Source organism: Castellaniella hirudinis, from assembly GCF_047468865.1.
In the GTDB taxonomy this organism is placed as follows: Bacteria; Pseudomonadota; Gammaproteobacteria; order Burkholderiales; family Burkholderiaceae_B; genus Castellaniella; species Castellaniella hirudinis_A.
This window is the reverse complement of the sequence record NZ_JBLGTV010000001.1, coordinates 562,232-575,928: the sequence shown is the minus strand read 5'-3', so window position 1 is coordinate 575,928 and position 13,697 is coordinate 562,232. Positions and strand designations below refer to the sequence as shown.

Below are 13,697 nucleotides of genomic sequence, written 5' to 3'. Positions count from 1 at the left end.
GTGCCAACTTTTTGCGGCGGCTTTGGCAGGAAATAAACCCCTGCCTTGCACTGTATTGGTGCAAAAACAGCATTGATGCACCATTTTAGATGGAAACGCCTGCTATTGGCTCAACGCCTTGGATCGAGCCGTCAAACCAGCCCATCGAATCCACCCATCGGATCAGCTCGATAGAACCGGATCGGGCCAGGGGCATCCGCCCCGCTGGCACCGGATCAGGGCAGGAATTCCATTTGCAGGTCATTCAAGAAGCGCCACCCCTGCTCGGTGGCCTGCACGCGATCCAGGCCGGGTTGCAGCAGGCCCTTGTCCACGGCGCGGCGCATGGCGGGCAATAAGGTCATCAAGGACAGGCCGGTACGCTCGATGAACAGGCCGCCTTCCACGCCGTGGCGCAAGCGCAGAGCGTTCAGCATGAATTCAAAACCCAGATCCTGGTGGCCCAGTTCGCGCTGCTCGACAATGTGGCGGCCCGCGTGCTCATGAACCAGGCGCATCCAGGCCTCGGGCATCTTGGCCCGGGCTTGGCGGATAATCCGGTTTTGAAACGAAAGCTTGGAATGCGCCCCCGGCCCGATGCCCAAATAGTCGCCAAACTGCCAATAGTTCAGGTTGTGCAGGCAGGCCTGGCCCGCCCGGGCGTAGGCCGACACCTCGTAGCGCTCGAAACCCGCTGCGGCGGCCAGTTCGGCCACCTGATCCTGCATGGCGGCGCTGAGTTCGTCGCCCGGCACCGGCGGGGGGTACTTGGCAAAGACCGTGTTGGGCTCCAGGGTCAGGTGGTACAGCGACAGATGGCCGGTCTCAAAGGCCAGGGCCTCGCGCAGGTCTTGCGCGCATTGCGCCAGCGTCTGCTGCGGCAAGGCGAACATCACATCCAGGTTGACGCGCTCCACGGCCCGCTGGGCCATGCCGATCGCGGCACGCGCCTGGGCGGCATCGTGGATGCGCCCCAGCCGGCGCAGCTTGTCGTCGTCGAAGCTTTGGATGCCCAGGGAAATCCGGTTGACCCCGGCCTGGGCATAGCCCTGAAAGCGGGCCGCTTCGGCGGTGCCGGGGTTGGCTTCCAGGGTGATTTCCGCATCGGGCGACAGACTGAGCGTGGCGCGCAGCAAGCTGATGATCTGGTCGATGGCCTCGGGCGACAGCAGGCTGGGCGTGCCGCCGCCGAAGAAAACGGTGGACACGGGCCGCCCCCAGACGTCCGGCACGGCCTGCTCCAGGTCGGCCTGCAGGGCCTGCAAATAGGCTTGCTCGGGCAGTTCGCCCTGGTATTCGTGCGAATTGAAGTCGCAATAAGGGCATTTGTGCACACACCACGGCACGTGCACATACACCGACAACGGCGGCAAGGCGGCCAGGCCCGGCCGGCCCTTGACCCCGGGCTTGCCGCTCGATGCGGCGTCCGGCAGGGGAACGCGTACCAGTTTTTTCATGAGACCGCCTTCAGTGCTGCGCCGGATATTCGCTGCGCAAGGCCTGCAGCAACGCCCGCAGGGCGCGGGCGCGGTGACTGAGCAGGTTTTTCTGCGCCAGGGGCAGTTCCGCCGCCGTCATGCCCAGATCGGGCAGGTAGAAATAAGGGTCGTAGCCGAAGCCATTGCCGCCCTGGGGATGATCCAGAACCTCGCCGTCCCAGACCCCTTCGACCACGATGGGGCGCGGATCGTCGGCGCTGCGCAAGTAGACCAGCACGGCCACGTAGCAGCCCCGGCGGTCGGCATGGCGGGTCATATCGGCCACCAGGCGGGCATTGTTGGCGGTATCGGATCGGGCGTCGCCGGGCCCCTGGGCATAGCGCGCCGAATGCACGCCCGGCGCGCCGCCCAAGGCATGGACGCACAGGCCCGAATCATCCGCCAGCGCGGGCAGGCCCGTGAGGCGGCTGGCATGCCGGGCCTTGGCTAAGGCGTTTTCGACAAAAGTCCCAAAGGGTTCTTCGGCCTCGGGCACCCCCAGCGCGCCCTGGGGCACCATGTCGATGCCCGCCGCCGCCAGGCTGGCGGAAAACTCTTTGAGCTTGCCCGGGTTGTTGGATGCCAGCACCACGCGGGTCATTGTGCGGCCTCCAGGGCGCGGCGCTGCGCCGCCAGCAATTGGCGGATGCCGGCATCCGCCAGATCCAGCAGGGTATCCAACTGCCGGCGCTGAAAACAGCCCCCTTCGCCCGTGCCCTGCACTTCGACAAAGCCGCCGCCGTCGGTCATCACGACGTTCATGTCCGTGTCGCAACGGGCGTCTTCGGCATAGTCCAGATCCAGCACCGCCGCCCCGTTGTACAAGCCGACAGATACGGCGGCCACCTGGCCGCGCAGCGGGTCGCCCCGCAGCGCGCCTTGCGCCTGCAGCCCGCGCACGGCCAGGGCGGCCGCCACCCAGGCCCCGGTGATGCTGGCGCAGCGTGTGCCGCCGTCGGCCTGCAGCACGTCGCAATCCAGCTGCACGGTGCGTTCGCCCAGCGCGGACAGGTCGAATACCGCCCGCAAGCTGCGCCCGATCAGGCGCTGGATTTCCTGGGTGCGGCCGCTTTGCTTGCCGCGCGCGGCTTCGCGGTCTCCGCGCGTATGGGTGGCGCGCGGCAGCATGCCGTATTCGGCGGTCACCCAGCCCTGCCCCCGGCCTTTCAGGAAGGGCGGAACCTTGTCCAGCACGCTGGCCGTGCACAGCACCTGGGTGTCGCCCATACAGGCCAGAACAGCGCCTTCGGCATGGCGGGTAAAGCCGGTTTCCAGGCGCACCGGACGCAAGGCGTCGGCCGCCCGGCCGGAGGGACGGGCAAAAGAAGGGGCTTCGGGGGAGAGGGACATGGGCAGATTTCCGGGAACGGGAGCAGACTACAATAACGGCTCTATTGTAGAGAATCATGAGAACCATCCGATGATCCGCAGCATGACCGCTTTTGGCGCTTGCCGCCAGGAAACCGAATACGGCGCACTGTCCATCGAAGTCCGCAGCGTCAACAACCGCTTCCTGGATCTGACCCTGCGCATCCCGGAAGATCTGCGCTTCACCGAAAATCTGGTGCGCGACCTGGTCGGGCGGCATGCCTTGCGCGGCAAGATCGAAGTCCGCCTGAACTACAGCGCCGTCAACCCGGACACCCTGCGCCCCTTCGACGAGGACGCCGTCCAGGCCCTGGCGCAACAGTTGGCCTGGGCCCGGCGCCAAATCCCCGATCTGCCCGCCCCCAGCCTGGCCGAGCTGCCCCGCCAGGGCCTGGCCCAGCACGGCCTGGACGCGGATATCTGGCTGCCGTTGTGCCAGCAGGTCTGCACCCAGGCCCTGGCCGAATTCAAGGCCGCCCGTGAACGCGAAGGCGCCCGCCTGGCCGCCGCCATGCTCGCCATGGCGGACGAAATCAGCACGATCATCGGGCAAGTCGAGGCCGCGCTCCCCGATCTGGTTCAGCAGCACCAGGAAAAAATCGCCCAGCGCCTGCGCGAGGCCCTGATGGCCGCCAGCCCGGAGGGCTTCGCCGCCATCAGCGGGGCCGAACTCACCGCCCGCATCGCCCAGGAAGCCAGCCTGTTCGGCCTGCGGGTGGACGTGGCCGAAGAACTGACCCGGCTGGCATCGCACCTGCAGGAACTACGCGCCATCCTGGCCGGCCAGCACCCGGCCGCGGCGCGCGGCAGCGGCAAGCGCCTGGATTTTCTTTTCCAGGAAATGAACCGCGAAGCCAACACCCTGGGCGCCAAGGCGGCGGCCCTCAGCGTCACCCAGGCCGCCATCGACCTGAAGCTGCTGATCGAACAGATGCGGGAGCAGGCGCAGAATATCGAGTGATGTTTCAGACTAGCCATCCCTTGATGGATATCCATCATGACAACGGCACGAAACCCAAAGGCCCCTCATGGATCGCTGCTTAATCGTTTTTGATCTGGACACCAAGTGTCTTGAGCAGAATTACCATAATAAAAGCTGGCAAAACGCCTACGCTGAGATACGGCGTGTGCTCAATAAGCATGGATTCACAAATATCCAAGGGACGGTGTACTTAAGTGAGATTGGTATTCGCCAAGCACATGGAACGCTTGCCATACAGGAAGTCGCCATCAGATTCCCATGGTTTGGAGCATGTGTGTCGAATGTGCAGTTCTACGACTTGGCGGATGATTTCAATGCACAATTCATCGTAGACGGAATCGCTCAGGCAAGAGCAGCGTTCGAGCGCAGAATTTCCGGTTTGCGGCAACAATTGCTCACTGCCGGCCTGTCCACCGAGCAGGTCAATGAAATTGTCGAAAAACAGCGGTTTTCTCTGGAAGACGCACCCCAAGGAAACCTGCCTCCTGCCATCAAACCCTAAACTGGCAGGAATTGATTTCGATATCCTGAGCGCCGAAGAGCGCCAGGATTTGATCGATTATTTGGCCGAGCATCCCAAGGCCGGGGACGTCATGGAAGGCACGGGCGGCGTGCGCAAGCTGCGCTGGCGCCGTGGCGGGCAAGGAAAAAGCGGTGGCGTGCGAATCGTCTACTACTACCACGACGATCTCATGCCGCTGTACCTGCTGACAATCTTCGCCAAGGGCGACAAGGCCAACCTGACCGAGGCCGAGCGCAACGAACTGGCCGGCCTGGTGGACGTGCTGGTGAACATCTGGAAAGGACGGGCAAAGCCATGAATACCGCATTCGAAAACATCAAGCGGGGTCTGCAAGAAGCCATCGCCCACGCCCAGGGCAACGAGCGCGGCGCACGCGTCCATCGCCCGCGCGCCATCGACGTGAAAGCGGTGCGCGCCAAGGTGGGCATGACCCAGGAGCAATTCGCCGCCCGCTTCGGCTTTTCCACGGCGACCCTGCGGCACTGGGAACGCGGCGACCGCACCCCACACGGCCCGGCGTTGGTGCTGCTCAACGTGCAAGGCGATCCGAGCAGGCGGCCGCAGCGCATCGTCCGTGTTTGAAAAGGGAAAACCCCTGTTTCACAACAGACTTGATGCAGATCAAGGCAATCTTTTCATCTATCTGCCCCTTGCTTGCCGTGCCCGACTGGCACGCGGCAGGACAGGCGCAGGCCATCGCACAATACCCAACCCTGGTTATTGCATCGCACAATACAAATGATATGTTTGTTTCAGTGCCGGCGATTTCCCATACATTTCAGTCTCCTCCTTCATTGTAAGGGCTTGTCGGCTCGTCCCGCCTTTCCTTTCTAGACTAAGCAAGCCAATCCAGTCTGAAAGGGAGGGGAAAAATGGCACAACGTGTGATCGACCTGGTGATATCGGCTCTCGCCGCCGCACTCAGTGTCCTGCTGTCCTGGCCATACTGGCACAGCGTGGGATACTGGGCCGAAACCCCCGCGATGTGGACTGTGTACATTGTGGTGGGCTATGTTCTGGCAGTTTATGTGTTCTATGCCTTCCTGGGCAGCCTGCGCACGCTGTTCCTGCACGATGCCCAAGGGCACCGGCCCGACGCGGCCTCACAGGAGAAGCAATCATGAGCTGCCTGAACGATGCCGATTGCCGCGAACCCGCCAAACGCCGCACCGCGCTGGCCGTCCTGGCCCTCATGCTGGCGATTTTCCTGATCCTGTCCATCTGGTCTTTCCTGCCCGCCCACAAGCAGGCCATTCCATCGGCCGTCAGTTACGGCGACGCCGATGCCGTGCTGGGCAAGCGCGTCTTCCAAGCCTATAACTGCATGGGCTGTCACACCATCGTCGGCAACGGGGCGTATTTCGGCCCGGATCTGACCGACATCTACGAGCACGCGGGCCCCGCGTGGCTGGCGGCATTCCTGCCTTCGGCCGGCGGCTGGCCCACCTCGGCCGCCGTCCAAATCCAGCTGCAAAACGCCGCCGTCCAGAAAGAAGTCGGCAGCACCGACATGCAGGCGTACCTGGATCGCTACCCCGGCGCGGCGGAACGCATCGACCAGCGCGGCGGGCAGCACACCCTGATGCCCAACCTGCCGCTCAAGGCCGGCGAGATCACCGCGCTGATCGCCTTCTTCAAATACACCGCGGCCATGAACACCGAGGGCTGGCCTCCGGCACCGAAAGAAGGCCGCCGCCTGCCGGCGCTGGCGGGCAGCCCGGCGGTGGCGGCAAGCGCCGCACCGGCGGCCGACAGCCAGCCGGCGGCCGCCGGCGATGCCGACCCGGTGGCGTTGGGCAAAAAGCTGGTCAACGACCTGGGCTGCGTGGCGTGCCACGCGACCGACCAGAAACGCCTGGTGGGCCCGGGCTGGGGCGGCCTGTACGGCTCGACCGTGCAGCTGGCCGATGGCGGCAGCGTGAAAGCGGACGACGACTACCTGGTCGAATCCATCCGCCAGCCCGACGCGAAGATCGTCGCAGGCTATCCGCCGCACGTCATGCCGTCCTACGACCCGCTGGTCAATGAATCCGACATGCAGGCCATCGTGGCCTACCTGCGCAGTCTTTGATAGGGAAGCCACCATGATCAAGATTGAATACCAAACCCAGCGCTTGAGTCTGCGCTTCTTCCTGCTGATGCTGGTGCTGTTCCTGTTCCAGATGTCATTCGGCCTGCTGATCGCCACCCAGCACGTCGATCCGACGCTGCTGGCCGGCATCGCCAATTTCAACATCCTGCGGGCCGAACACACCAACCTGGGCATACTCTGGATTCTATCCGGGTTCATCGGCACCATCCTGTTCATCGGGCCCTTGCTGTCCAACCGCGAACTCGCGGCCCCGTGGCTGATCAAGATCCTGTTCTACGCCCTGATGGCCGTCACGCTCTGGAACGTCGCCACCCAGGCCCTGGCCGCCGACGGCATTGCCGGCTGGTGGCTGGGCCAGCCCTGGTTCCAGGAAGGTCTGGAATACCTGGAAGCCGGGCGCGCCGCCGATCTGGTGATCTTCATCGGCTTTGCCATCCTGGCCTACGTGGTGCTGCGCACCTTTCCCGCCCGGCGCGACTGGAACGAAATCCACTGGGGGCTGGCCATGGGGGTCACCGCCCTCACCTTCGTCTGGCTGTTCGGCGTGTTCTTCATCGAACGCTTGGATCTGCAGGAATACTTTCGCTGGTATGTGGTGCACTACTGGGTGGAAGGCGTCTGGGAAGTCATCCACATCAGCCTGGTGGGCTTTCTGCTGGTGCTGATGTTCAAGGCGGACGTCAAGTCCGTGGGCTATGCCGTGTTCTGGGGGGTCGCCATGGTGTGGCTGTCCGGCCTGATCGGCAATGCCCACCATTACTTCTGGATCGGCACGCCCGAATTCTGGCAATTCTGGGGATCCTTGTTCAGCGCCCTCGAACCCTTGCCGCTGGTGTTTTGCTTCTGGCATATCTACCTGGACGCCCACCAGGATAAAAAACCCCTGGAAAACGCCCCGGCTTTCTACTTCATCCTGGGTTCGGTCGTGCTTGAACAGGTCGGCGCGGGCATCCTGGGCTTCACCATGACCTTCGCCCTGACCAACGTCTGGTCGCACGGCACGTGGGTCACCCCCAGCCATGCGCACCTGGCGATGTTCGGCACCTTCGGCATGCTGGGCATCGCCTCGGCCTACTACGCCGTGCCCTTGCTGCGCGGGGTCAAAAGCTTCGACCAGCGCCTGGGCCGGGTCGCCTTCTGGCTGGTGCTGACCGGCATGCTGGGCATTGCCTTCGCCTTTGCCATCGGCGGCACGATCCAGGTGTTCCTGGCGCGTTCCATGGGACTGAGCTGGTACGGCGGCCAAATCTTCCCGGCGATGCAGTTCTTCAAGGTGCTGATCCCCTTGTTCGGCCTGGTGTTTGCGGTGGGGGCCGGGCTGCTGGTCTACGATCTGCTGACCATCGGCCTGCGCGAACCCTCCACCGAGGCCGCGAAGCCGCATCCCCGCACCGAAGCCGCGCCGTCCAAGGGCTGGCGTTCCACCCTGCGGGGCACCGAGGCCAGCCTGTGGCTGATGGGCATGTGGATTTTCGGCGCCATCATCACCCTGGGGCTGTTGAGTTTCAATCTGGACTCGGTCGCCCATGGCGATCCCACCATTCCCTACATCTTCGCCGGCATCGGCTACCCCGGCCTGTTGTTGATCACCTTGCTGTTCGTCTGGCGCTTCCTGGCTTCTCTGCAGGCCCGGCCCGTGGCCGCAACCGCACCGTCCGACACCCCGGCGCTGCTGGCCGCCAAGGGGGCCTGAGCGCAACGGCTGCCGGGCCGGCGAAACACGCCATTGCCCGGCCGCCGCCCAGGCGGGGCCGCACACCGGCGCAGCCCCGCCTCCCGGGCCCGCGCAGGCGGGGCGCACAATGCGCCAGGTGATGCAAACGGGCCAACAGCGTACAATGGCTCAGATGCGCACCCAACCGCCATCTACCCCATGAAAAACACGTTCGCTCCCGCTACGCCCGCCCCGGCGGCCAGCCTCGATGCGTCCGGCGCCCAGCCGAACATCGCCTACCCCGTCCTGGGGGCCATCAGCCTGACCCACCTGCTCAACGACATGATGCAGTCGGTGCTGCTGGCCATCTACCCGGTTCTGCAGGGGCGCTTCGACCTCAGTTTCGTGCAGGTCGGCCTGATTACGCTGGCATTCCAGTTTTCATCTTCCCTGCTGCAGCCCCTGGTGGGCCGCTTCACCGACCGGCGGCCGCTGCCCTACTCTCTGCCCATCGGCATGGGCTTCACCTGCTGCGGCCTGCTTTTGCTGTCGCAAGCCTGGAACTTCCCCCTGGTGGTTCTGGCCGCCACCCTGGTGGGGGCCGGCTCGTCGGTCTTCCACCCGGAATCCTCCCGCGTTGCGCGCATGGCCTCGGCCGGGCACCACGGCCTGGCGCAGTCCATCTTCCAGGTGGGGGGCAACATCGGCTCGTCCATCGGGCCTTTGCTGGCGGCCCTGCTGATCGTGCCACGCGGCCAAGGCAGCGTGGCCTGGGTCTCCCTGGCAGCCCTCCTGGGCATCGTCATTCTGCTCGGGGTCAGTCGCTGGTATGCCGCCAACCTCACCAGCGCGCGCGGCCGCAAGTCCCTGGGCAAGGTCGACAACGGCCTGGACCGCCGCCAGGTCAAGGGCGCGCTGGCCATTTTGCTGCTGCTGATCTTCAGCAAATATTTCTACTTGGCGGGTCTGAACAGCTACTTCACTTTTTTCCTGATCGACCGCTTCGGCCTGGACATCCAACAGGCGCAGTATTCGCTTTTCGTCTTCCTGGCCGGGGTGGCCACCGGCACGCTGGTGGGCGGGCCCGTGGGCGACCGCATCGGCCGCAAGCGCGTCATCTGGGGATCCATCCTGGGCACGGCGCCATTTTCCATGGCGCTGCCCTACGCCAACCTGGAATGGACGCTGATTCTGGTGTTCTGCGCCGGGGTCATGATTGCCTCGGCTTTCCCCGCCATCATCGTCTACGCGCAAGAACTCATGCCCGGCAAGACCGGCACGGTCTCCGGCCTGTTCTACGGCCTGGCCTTCGGCATGGCCGGCATCGGGGCGGCCGTGCTGGGCAAGCTGGCGGACGTCACCAGCATCACGTTCGTCTACCACCTGTGCGCCTATCTGCCCCTGTTGGGCTTGGCCGCCTATTTTCTGCCTGACATGCGGCGACGCGCATGAGCCGCGCATTGCGGGCTTTGCCCCGGCGCTGGCTGGTGGCCGCCGGCCTGTTGCTGCTGGCGGCCAACCTGCGCCCCCTGTTTTCCAGCACCTCCGTGCTGCTGCCCGATATCATCGCCGGGCTGGGCATCCAGGCCGCGACCGCCGGCTACCTCACCACCCTGCCCGTGCTGTGCATGGGGATTTTTGCCCCCTTCGCCCCGCGCCTGGCCCGGCGCATCGGCGTGGAGCGCACGCTGTGGCTGGTGCTGCTGCTGATTACCCTGGGCACGGCGCTGCGCGGCTATTGGTCCGTGAACGGCCTGTTTTTGGGCACCGCTCTGGGCGGGGCCGGCATCGCCATGGGCAATGTGCTGCTGCCCAGCCTGGTGAAGCGCGACTACGCGGATCGCGCCGCCCTGATGACGGGGCTGTACACCATGAGTCTCGTGGGCGGCGCCGCCCTGGCGGCCGCCACCAGCCTGCCGCTGGCCCAGCTGCTGGGCCGGCAGTGGGCCAACGGCCTGATCATCTGGGCCGCCCTGGGGCTGCTGGCCCTGGCGGCCTGGTCGCCCGTGGCTTATTTTTCGGGCGCGCAGCAGACGGGCCCGGCCCGGCTGCTGCCGGTCAAGAGCCTGCCCAAAGACCCGCTGGCCTGGGCCGTCACGCTGTTCATGGGCCTGCAATCGGCCCTGGCATACTGCGTGCTGGGCTGGATGGCCCCCATGCTGCACGCGCGCGGGCTCAACGGCACCGAGGCCGGCCTGATCACGTCGGTCTCCATCGTCCTGCAGATCATTGCCTGCATCTTCACCCCCATGCTGGCCAGCCGCTGGCGCGACCAGCGGGGGCTGGCGGTTCTGCTCAGTGCCATGGCCACCCTGGCGCTGGTGGGCATGCTGGCCGGGCCTGCGTGGGCCATCTGGCCCTTGTCCATCGTCCAGGGCCTGGGTCAGGGCGGTTTATTCGCCCTGGCCCTGATGCTGATCGTGCTGCGATCCGGCGATGCGCACGTGGCGGCGGCCCTGTCCAGCATGGCCCAGACCACCGGCTATCTACTGGCCGCCAGCGGGCCGCTGCTGATCGGTATGCTGTATGCCTGGACGGGCGGGTTCGATGCGGCGACGGGCCTGATCGGCCTGCTGGGCGTCTGCACCGGGTTGGCGGGCTGGTTCGCCGGACGCAAGCTGCTGGTGCGGGCGCAGACGGCAGCCTGAGACCACCGCAGCCGCCCAGCAGGCCGGCTGCCGCGCCCAGCAGACCGCCCAAGCCCCGCACAAGCGGGGCTACGTCGTCATACGGGGCTGCGGCGTCACCAGTCGATGGCTGGTTTTTTTACAGTCCGGCGCGAGAGAACACCAACGTGGCGTTGGTGCCGCCAAAACCGAAGCTGTTGGACAGCGCCGTCTGGATGGTGGCGGCCGGCAGGGTTTCGCGCAGGATATTCATGCCTTCGGCGGCCGGATCCAGGGTGTCGATATTGGCCGAGGCCGCGACGAAGCCGTGCTTCATCATCAGCAGGGTGTAGACGGCTTCGTTGACCCCGGCGGCCCCCAGGGCGTGGCCCGAGAGGGATTTCGTGGAGGCGATCCAGGGCTGATCCGCGCCGAAGACCGCGCGGATGGCTTCAAGTTCTTTGATGTCGCCCACGGGCGTGCTGGTGCCATGGGTGTTGATGTAATCCACCCGCGACGCGACGCCTTCCAGCGCCAGGCGCATGCAGCGTTCGGCGCCTTCGCCCGAGGGGGCGACCATGTCGTAGCCGTCGGAAGTGGCGCCATAGCCGACGATTTCGGCCAGGATATTGGCGCCCCGGGCCTTGGCGTGTTCGTAGTCTTCGACCACCACGATGCCGCCGCCGCCGGAAATCACGAAGCCGTCGCGGTCGGCGTCGTAGGTGCGCGAGGCGCGATCCGGCGTGTCGTTGTAGCGGGTGGACAGCGCCCCCATGGCATCGAACATGAACGACAGCGACCAGTTTTCTTCTTCGGCGCCCCCGGCAAAGACGATGTCCTGCTTGCCCAGCTGGATTTGCTCGACCGCGTTGCCGATGCAGTGCGCGCTGGTGGAACAGGCGGAGCTGATGGAATAATTGATGCCCTTGATTTGGGCGCCCGTGGCCAGGCAGGCCGATACCCCGCTGGCCATGGCCTTGGTGACCATGTAGGGCCCGACCCGGCGCACGCCTTTTTCGCGCAGGGTCTGGATGCCGTCGTGGATGGACAAATGGGATGCCCCGCCGGCCCCGACCACCAGGCCCGTGCGCGGATTGGAGACTTGTTCCGGGGTCAGGCCGGCGTCCTGGATGGCTTCCTGCATGGCCAGCCAGGCATACGCGTGGCCATTGGCCATGAAGCGGCCCAGCTTGCGGTCGATCTTTTCGAGCGCATCCAGGTGGATCGAGCCCGCCACATGAGAGCGCAGCCCCTGGGCCGCGTATTCGGACTGGTAGGTGATGCCGGAACGGCCTGTGCGCAGGCTGTCGAGGACTTCGGCTTGATTGTTGCCCAGGCTGGATACGATGCCCATGCCGGTGACGACCACACGACGCATGATAGGGCCTCCTAGAAATTATCCGTGCGGGTGAACAGGCCCACCCGCAAATCATGGGCCACGTAGATTTCGTGGCCGTCGACTTCCATGCGGGCATCGGCAATGCCCATGACCAATTTACGCATCATCACGCGTTTCATGTCAATGTGGTAGCGCACAAGACGCCCGGTGGGCAGCACCTGGCCGGTGAACTTGACTTCGCCCACCCCCAATGCCCGGCCGCGCCCCTGGCCGCCGCAGCAGCCCAGGAAAAAACCGACCAGCTGCCACATGGCGTCCAGCCCCAGGCAGCCCGGCATGACGGGATCGCCCTGGAAATGGCAGTCGAAGAACCAGAGGTCGGGACGGATGTCGAGTTCGGCAATGATTTCGCCCTTGTTGTGCGGCCCGCCCTGATCGTCGATGTGGACGATGCGGTCGAACATCAGCATCGGGGGCAAAGGCAGCTGGGCGTTGCCCGGCCCGAAGATTTCCCCGCGCCCGCACGCCAGCAGTTCGTCATAGCTGTAACTGTTTTTTTGCATGATGTCCTGTGAGATAACCCGACTGCCGACTGCAAAAGCGGATGAGATTTTGCAACCTGCAAAGTAACCAAGCCTGAGAGTATAACCCGAGGTCATCGGCTGGCCTAACGGGCCTGCGCCGCCGGGGAATCCGCATACCACACCGTGACGGTGCCGCGCACGAACAAGGGGGGGTGATCCGTGACCCAGTGTTCGACCCGATGCACCAGCAACAAAGGGCCGCCGGCGGGCTTGCCGTTGAAGGCCCGGGTATTGAGGTGCCCGCCCTGAAGCGGGACGCAGGGGCCTTGGGCCGACCCCCAGCACAGGTCGGTGCGCACCAGGGCCCGGCCGGCGTAGTCGCGCGCGGCATAGACCTGCGTGATGCGCGCCGTCGGCGGCACAAGCGTCCCCGGAGCCGGCGCGTATGCCACCGCCACCGGCCGGCCCAGGGCCTGCAGGCCCGTGCTGACGCGATCCAGCGTCCAGGCCGCGTCCGCCGCTTGGGCCAGGCCCGCCAGACAGCAGCCCAGGAGACACAGCCCGCCAAGCCAGCCGAGGCGGCGCGGGTCAGGGTACGGGGAAAGAATCATGCGCATGCGGGCAGTATATATAGGCTGGGCGCGGCGCGCTAAAATACATTTTTACTTTATCGACAGGACACCCCATGAGCACCGGCCTTGCCAGCCAGATTTCCGACGCCGTCAAATCCGCCATGCGCGCACGCGACACCACCCGCCTGGGCACGCTGCGCCTGCTGCAGGCGGCCATCAAGCAAAAAGCCGTGGACGAGCGCATCGAGCCGGACGACGCCGCGATCATCGCCATCATCGAGAAACAAGCCAAACAGCGCCGGGAATCCATCGCGGCCTTCGAGTCGGCGGGGCGCGCCGAATCCGCCGCCCAGGAAAGCGCGGAACTGAAAATCCTGCAGGAATTCCTGCCCCAGGCGGCCGACCCCGAAGAAATCGCCGCCGCCATCGAGGCCGCGCTCGCCCAGGTGCAGAGCCAGGGTCTGCAGGGCGGCGCCGCCATGGGCGCGATCATGGGGCAGCTGAAAGCCGCCCTGGCCGGCCGGGCGGACATGGCCGCTGTCTCGGCCCAGGTGCGCGCCCGGCTGAACGGCTGAAAGCG

At 65.3% G+C, this 13,697-nt stretch carries 17 protein-coding genes; 11 read left to right on the top strand and 6 right to left on the bottom strand.

The features are described from left to right. Positions 1–215: 215 nt before the first annotated feature. Genes hemW through rph form a run of 3 tightly spaced genes read right to left on the bottom strand, consistent with a single transcriptional unit; the run spans position 216 to position 2,807 of the window. On the bottom strand, positions 216–1,412 hold the full coding sequence (gene hemW, locus ACMHYJ_RS02775) for a radical SAM family heme chaperone HemW (RefSeq protein ID WP_414244838.1): 1,197 nt from the start codon (positions 1,410–1,412) through the stop codon (positions 216–218). A 34-nt stretch (positions 1,413–1,446) separates the two neighbouring features. Next, the gene (gene rdgB / locus ACMHYJ_RS02770; RefSeq protein ID WP_414244666.1) at positions 1,447–2,058 is read right to left on the bottom strand and encodes an RdgB/HAM1 family non-canonical purine NTP pyrophosphatase; all 612 of its coding nucleotides are present in this window, start codon (positions 2,056–2,058) and stop codon (positions 1,447–1,449) included. Next, on the bottom strand, positions 2,055–2,807 hold the full coding sequence (rph, locus tag ACMHYJ_RS02765; protein WP_414244665.1) for a ribonuclease PH: 753 nt from the start codon (positions 2,805–2,807) through the stop codon (positions 2,055–2,057). Before rph ends, rdgB begins: the two co-directional genes overlap by 4 nt. A gap of 70 nt (positions 2,808–2,877) precedes the next feature. Between rph and ACMHYJ_RS02760 the strand changes: the two genes are divergently transcribed. The 10 genes from ACMHYJ_RS02760 to ACMHYJ_RS02715 all read left to right on the top strand — a co-directional run bounded on the left by ACMHYJ_RS02760 (position 2,878) and on the right by ACMHYJ_RS02715 (position 10,724). Beyond that, positions 2,878–3,786: a YicC/YloC family endoribonuclease gene (locus ACMHYJ_RS02760; protein WP_414244664.1), complete on the top strand. Its 909-nt coding sequence runs from the start codon at positions 2,878–2,880 to the stop codon at positions 3,784–3,786. Between the two features lie 67 nt (positions 3,787–3,853). Then, a complete protein-coding gene (locus ACMHYJ_RS02755) occupies positions 3,854–4,309 on the top strand; it encodes a hypothetical protein (protein ID WP_414244663.1) in 456 nt (151 codons plus the stop codon). After that, complete coding sequence (locus tag ACMHYJ_RS02750; RefSeq protein ID WP_414244662.1) at positions 4,239–4,628, top strand: type II toxin-antitoxin system RelE/ParE family toxin; 390 nt, start codon at positions 4,239–4,241, stop codon at positions 4,626–4,628. Before ACMHYJ_RS02755 ends, ACMHYJ_RS02750 begins: the two co-directional genes overlap by 71 nt. Beyond that, positions 4,625–4,912 (top strand): helix-turn-helix domain-containing protein, encoded by a 288-nt coding sequence (locus tag ACMHYJ_RS02745; protein ID WP_414244661.1) that lies wholly within the window; start codon positions 4,625–4,627, stop codon positions 4,910–4,912. Before ACMHYJ_RS02750 ends, ACMHYJ_RS02745 begins: the two co-directional genes overlap by 4 nt. Positions 4,913–4,941: 29 nt before the next feature. Next, positions 4,942–5,130, top strand: coding sequence for a hypothetical protein (locus ACMHYJ_RS02740; RefSeq protein WP_414244660.1), 189 nt, complete (start codon positions 4,942–4,944; stop codon positions 5,128–5,130). A 72-nt stretch (positions 5,131–5,202) separates the two neighbouring features. Beyond that, positions 5,203–5,454 carry a hypothetical protein gene (locus ACMHYJ_RS02735; RefSeq protein WP_414244659.1) on the top strand — a complete coding sequence of 84 codons (252 nt, stop codon included), beginning with the start codon at positions 5,203–5,205 and terminating at the stop codon, positions 5,452–5,454. Beyond that, positions 5,451–6,401, top strand: a complete 951-nt coding sequence (locus ACMHYJ_RS02730) for a c-type cytochrome (protein ID WP_414244658.1) — start codon at positions 5,451–5,453, stop codon at positions 6,399–6,401. Before ACMHYJ_RS02735 ends, ACMHYJ_RS02730 begins: the two co-directional genes overlap by 4 nt. Before the next feature lie 13 nt (positions 6,402–6,414). Next, positions 6,415–8,115, top strand: coding sequence for a cbb3-type cytochrome c oxidase subunit I (locus ACMHYJ_RS02725; protein WP_414244657.1), 1,701 nt, complete (start codon positions 6,415–6,417; stop codon positions 8,113–8,115). Between the two features lie 180 nt (positions 8,116–8,295). Beyond that, positions 8,296–9,528: an MFS transporter gene (locus tag ACMHYJ_RS02720; RefSeq protein ID WP_414244656.1), complete on the top strand. Its 1,233-nt coding sequence runs from the start codon at positions 8,296–8,298 to the stop codon at positions 9,526–9,528. Further along, positions 9,525–10,724: an MFS transporter gene (locus tag ACMHYJ_RS02715; protein ID WP_414244655.1), complete on the top strand. Its 1,200-nt coding sequence runs from the start codon at positions 9,525–9,527 to the stop codon at positions 10,722–10,724. The genes ACMHYJ_RS02720 and ACMHYJ_RS02715 overlap by 4 nt, the downstream gene beginning before the upstream one ends. A gap of 118 nt (positions 10,725–10,842) precedes the next feature. Here the strand turns inward: ACMHYJ_RS02715 and fabB are convergent, their stop codons facing one another. The 3 genes from fabB to ACMHYJ_RS02700 form a co-directional block, all read right to left on the bottom strand. Then, a complete protein-coding gene (gene fabB / locus ACMHYJ_RS02710) occupies positions 10,843–12,060 on the bottom strand; it encodes a beta-ketoacyl-ACP synthase I (RefSeq protein ID WP_414244654.1) in 1,218 nt (405 codons plus the stop codon). Positions 12,061–12,071: 11 nt separating this feature from the next. Continuing rightward, positions 12,072–12,584, bottom strand: coding sequence for a 3-hydroxyacyl-[acyl-carrier-protein] dehydratase FabA (fabA, locus tag ACMHYJ_RS02705; protein ID WP_414244653.1), 513 nt, complete (start codon positions 12,582–12,584; stop codon positions 12,072–12,074). Positions 12,585–12,688: 104 nt separating this feature from the next. Further along, positions 12,689–13,156, bottom strand: a complete 468-nt coding sequence (locus tag ACMHYJ_RS02700) for a hypothetical protein (RefSeq protein ID WP_414244652.1) — start codon at positions 13,154–13,156, stop codon at positions 12,689–12,691. A 74-nt stretch (positions 13,157–13,230) separates the two neighbouring features. Between ACMHYJ_RS02700 and ACMHYJ_RS02695 the strand changes: the two genes are divergently transcribed. After that, complete coding sequence (locus tag ACMHYJ_RS02695) at positions 13,231–13,692, top strand: GatB/YqeY domain-containing protein (protein ID WP_414244651.1); 462 nt, start codon at positions 13,231–13,233, stop codon at positions 13,690–13,692. Positions 13,693–13,697: the final 5 nt, after the last annotated feature.

Excerpts from the sequence above, each read along its gene's own strand:
- ACMHYJ_RS02730 (WP_414244658.1), top strand. The coding sequence starts at position 5,451 with ATGAGCTGCCTGAACGATGCCGATTGCCGCGAACCCGCCAAACGCCGC.
- ACMHYJ_RS02735 (WP_414244659.1), top strand. The coding sequence starts at position 5,203 with ATGGCACAACGTGTGATCGACCTGGTGATATCGGCTCTCGCCGCCGCA.
- ACMHYJ_RS02745 (WP_414244661.1), top strand. The coding sequence starts at position 4,625 with ATGAATACCGCATTCGAAAACATCAAGCGGGGTCTGCAAGAAGCCATC.
- rph (WP_414244665.1), bottom strand. The coding sequence starts at position 2,807 with ATGTCCCTCTCCCCCGAAGCCCCTTCTTTTGCCCGTCCCTCCGGCCGG.
- ACMHYJ_RS02695 (WP_414244651.1), top strand. The coding sequence starts at position 13,231 with ATGAGCACCGGCCTTGCCAGCCAGATTTCCGACGCCGTCAAATCCGCC.
- ACMHYJ_RS02720 (WP_414244656.1), top strand. The coding sequence starts at position 8,296 with ATGAAAAACACGTTCGCTCCCGCTACGCCCGCCCCGGCGGCCAGCCTC.
- rdgB (WP_414244666.1), bottom strand. The coding sequence starts at position 2,058 with ATGACCCGCGTGGTGCTGGCATCCAACAACCCGGGCAAGCTCAAAGAG.
- ACMHYJ_RS02725 (WP_414244657.1), top strand. The coding sequence starts at position 6,415 with ATGATCAAGATTGAATACCAAACCCAGCGCTTGAGTCTGCGCTTCTTC.
- ACMHYJ_RS02760 (WP_414244664.1), top strand. The coding sequence starts at position 2,878 with ATGATCCGCAGCATGACCGCTTTTGGCGCTTGCCGCCAGGAAACCGAA.
- ACMHYJ_RS02700 (WP_414244652.1), bottom strand. The coding sequence starts at position 13,156 with ATGATTCTTTCCCCGTACCCTGACCCGCGCCGCCTCGGCTGGCTTGGC.
- ACMHYJ_RS02755 (WP_414244663.1), top strand. The coding sequence starts at position 3,854 with ATGGATCGCTGCTTAATCGTTTTTGATCTGGACACCAAGTGTCTTGAG.
- fabA (WP_414244653.1), bottom strand. The coding sequence starts at position 12,584 with ATGCAAAAAAACAGTTACAGCTATGACGAACTGCTGGCGTGCGGGCGC.
- fabB (WP_414244654.1), bottom strand. The coding sequence starts at position 12,060 with ATGCGTCGTGTGGTCGTCACCGGCATGGGCATCGTATCCAGCCTGGGC.
- ACMHYJ_RS02715 (WP_414244655.1), top strand. The coding sequence starts at position 9,525 with ATGAGCCGCGCATTGCGGGCTTTGCCCCGGCGCTGGCTGGTGGCCGCC.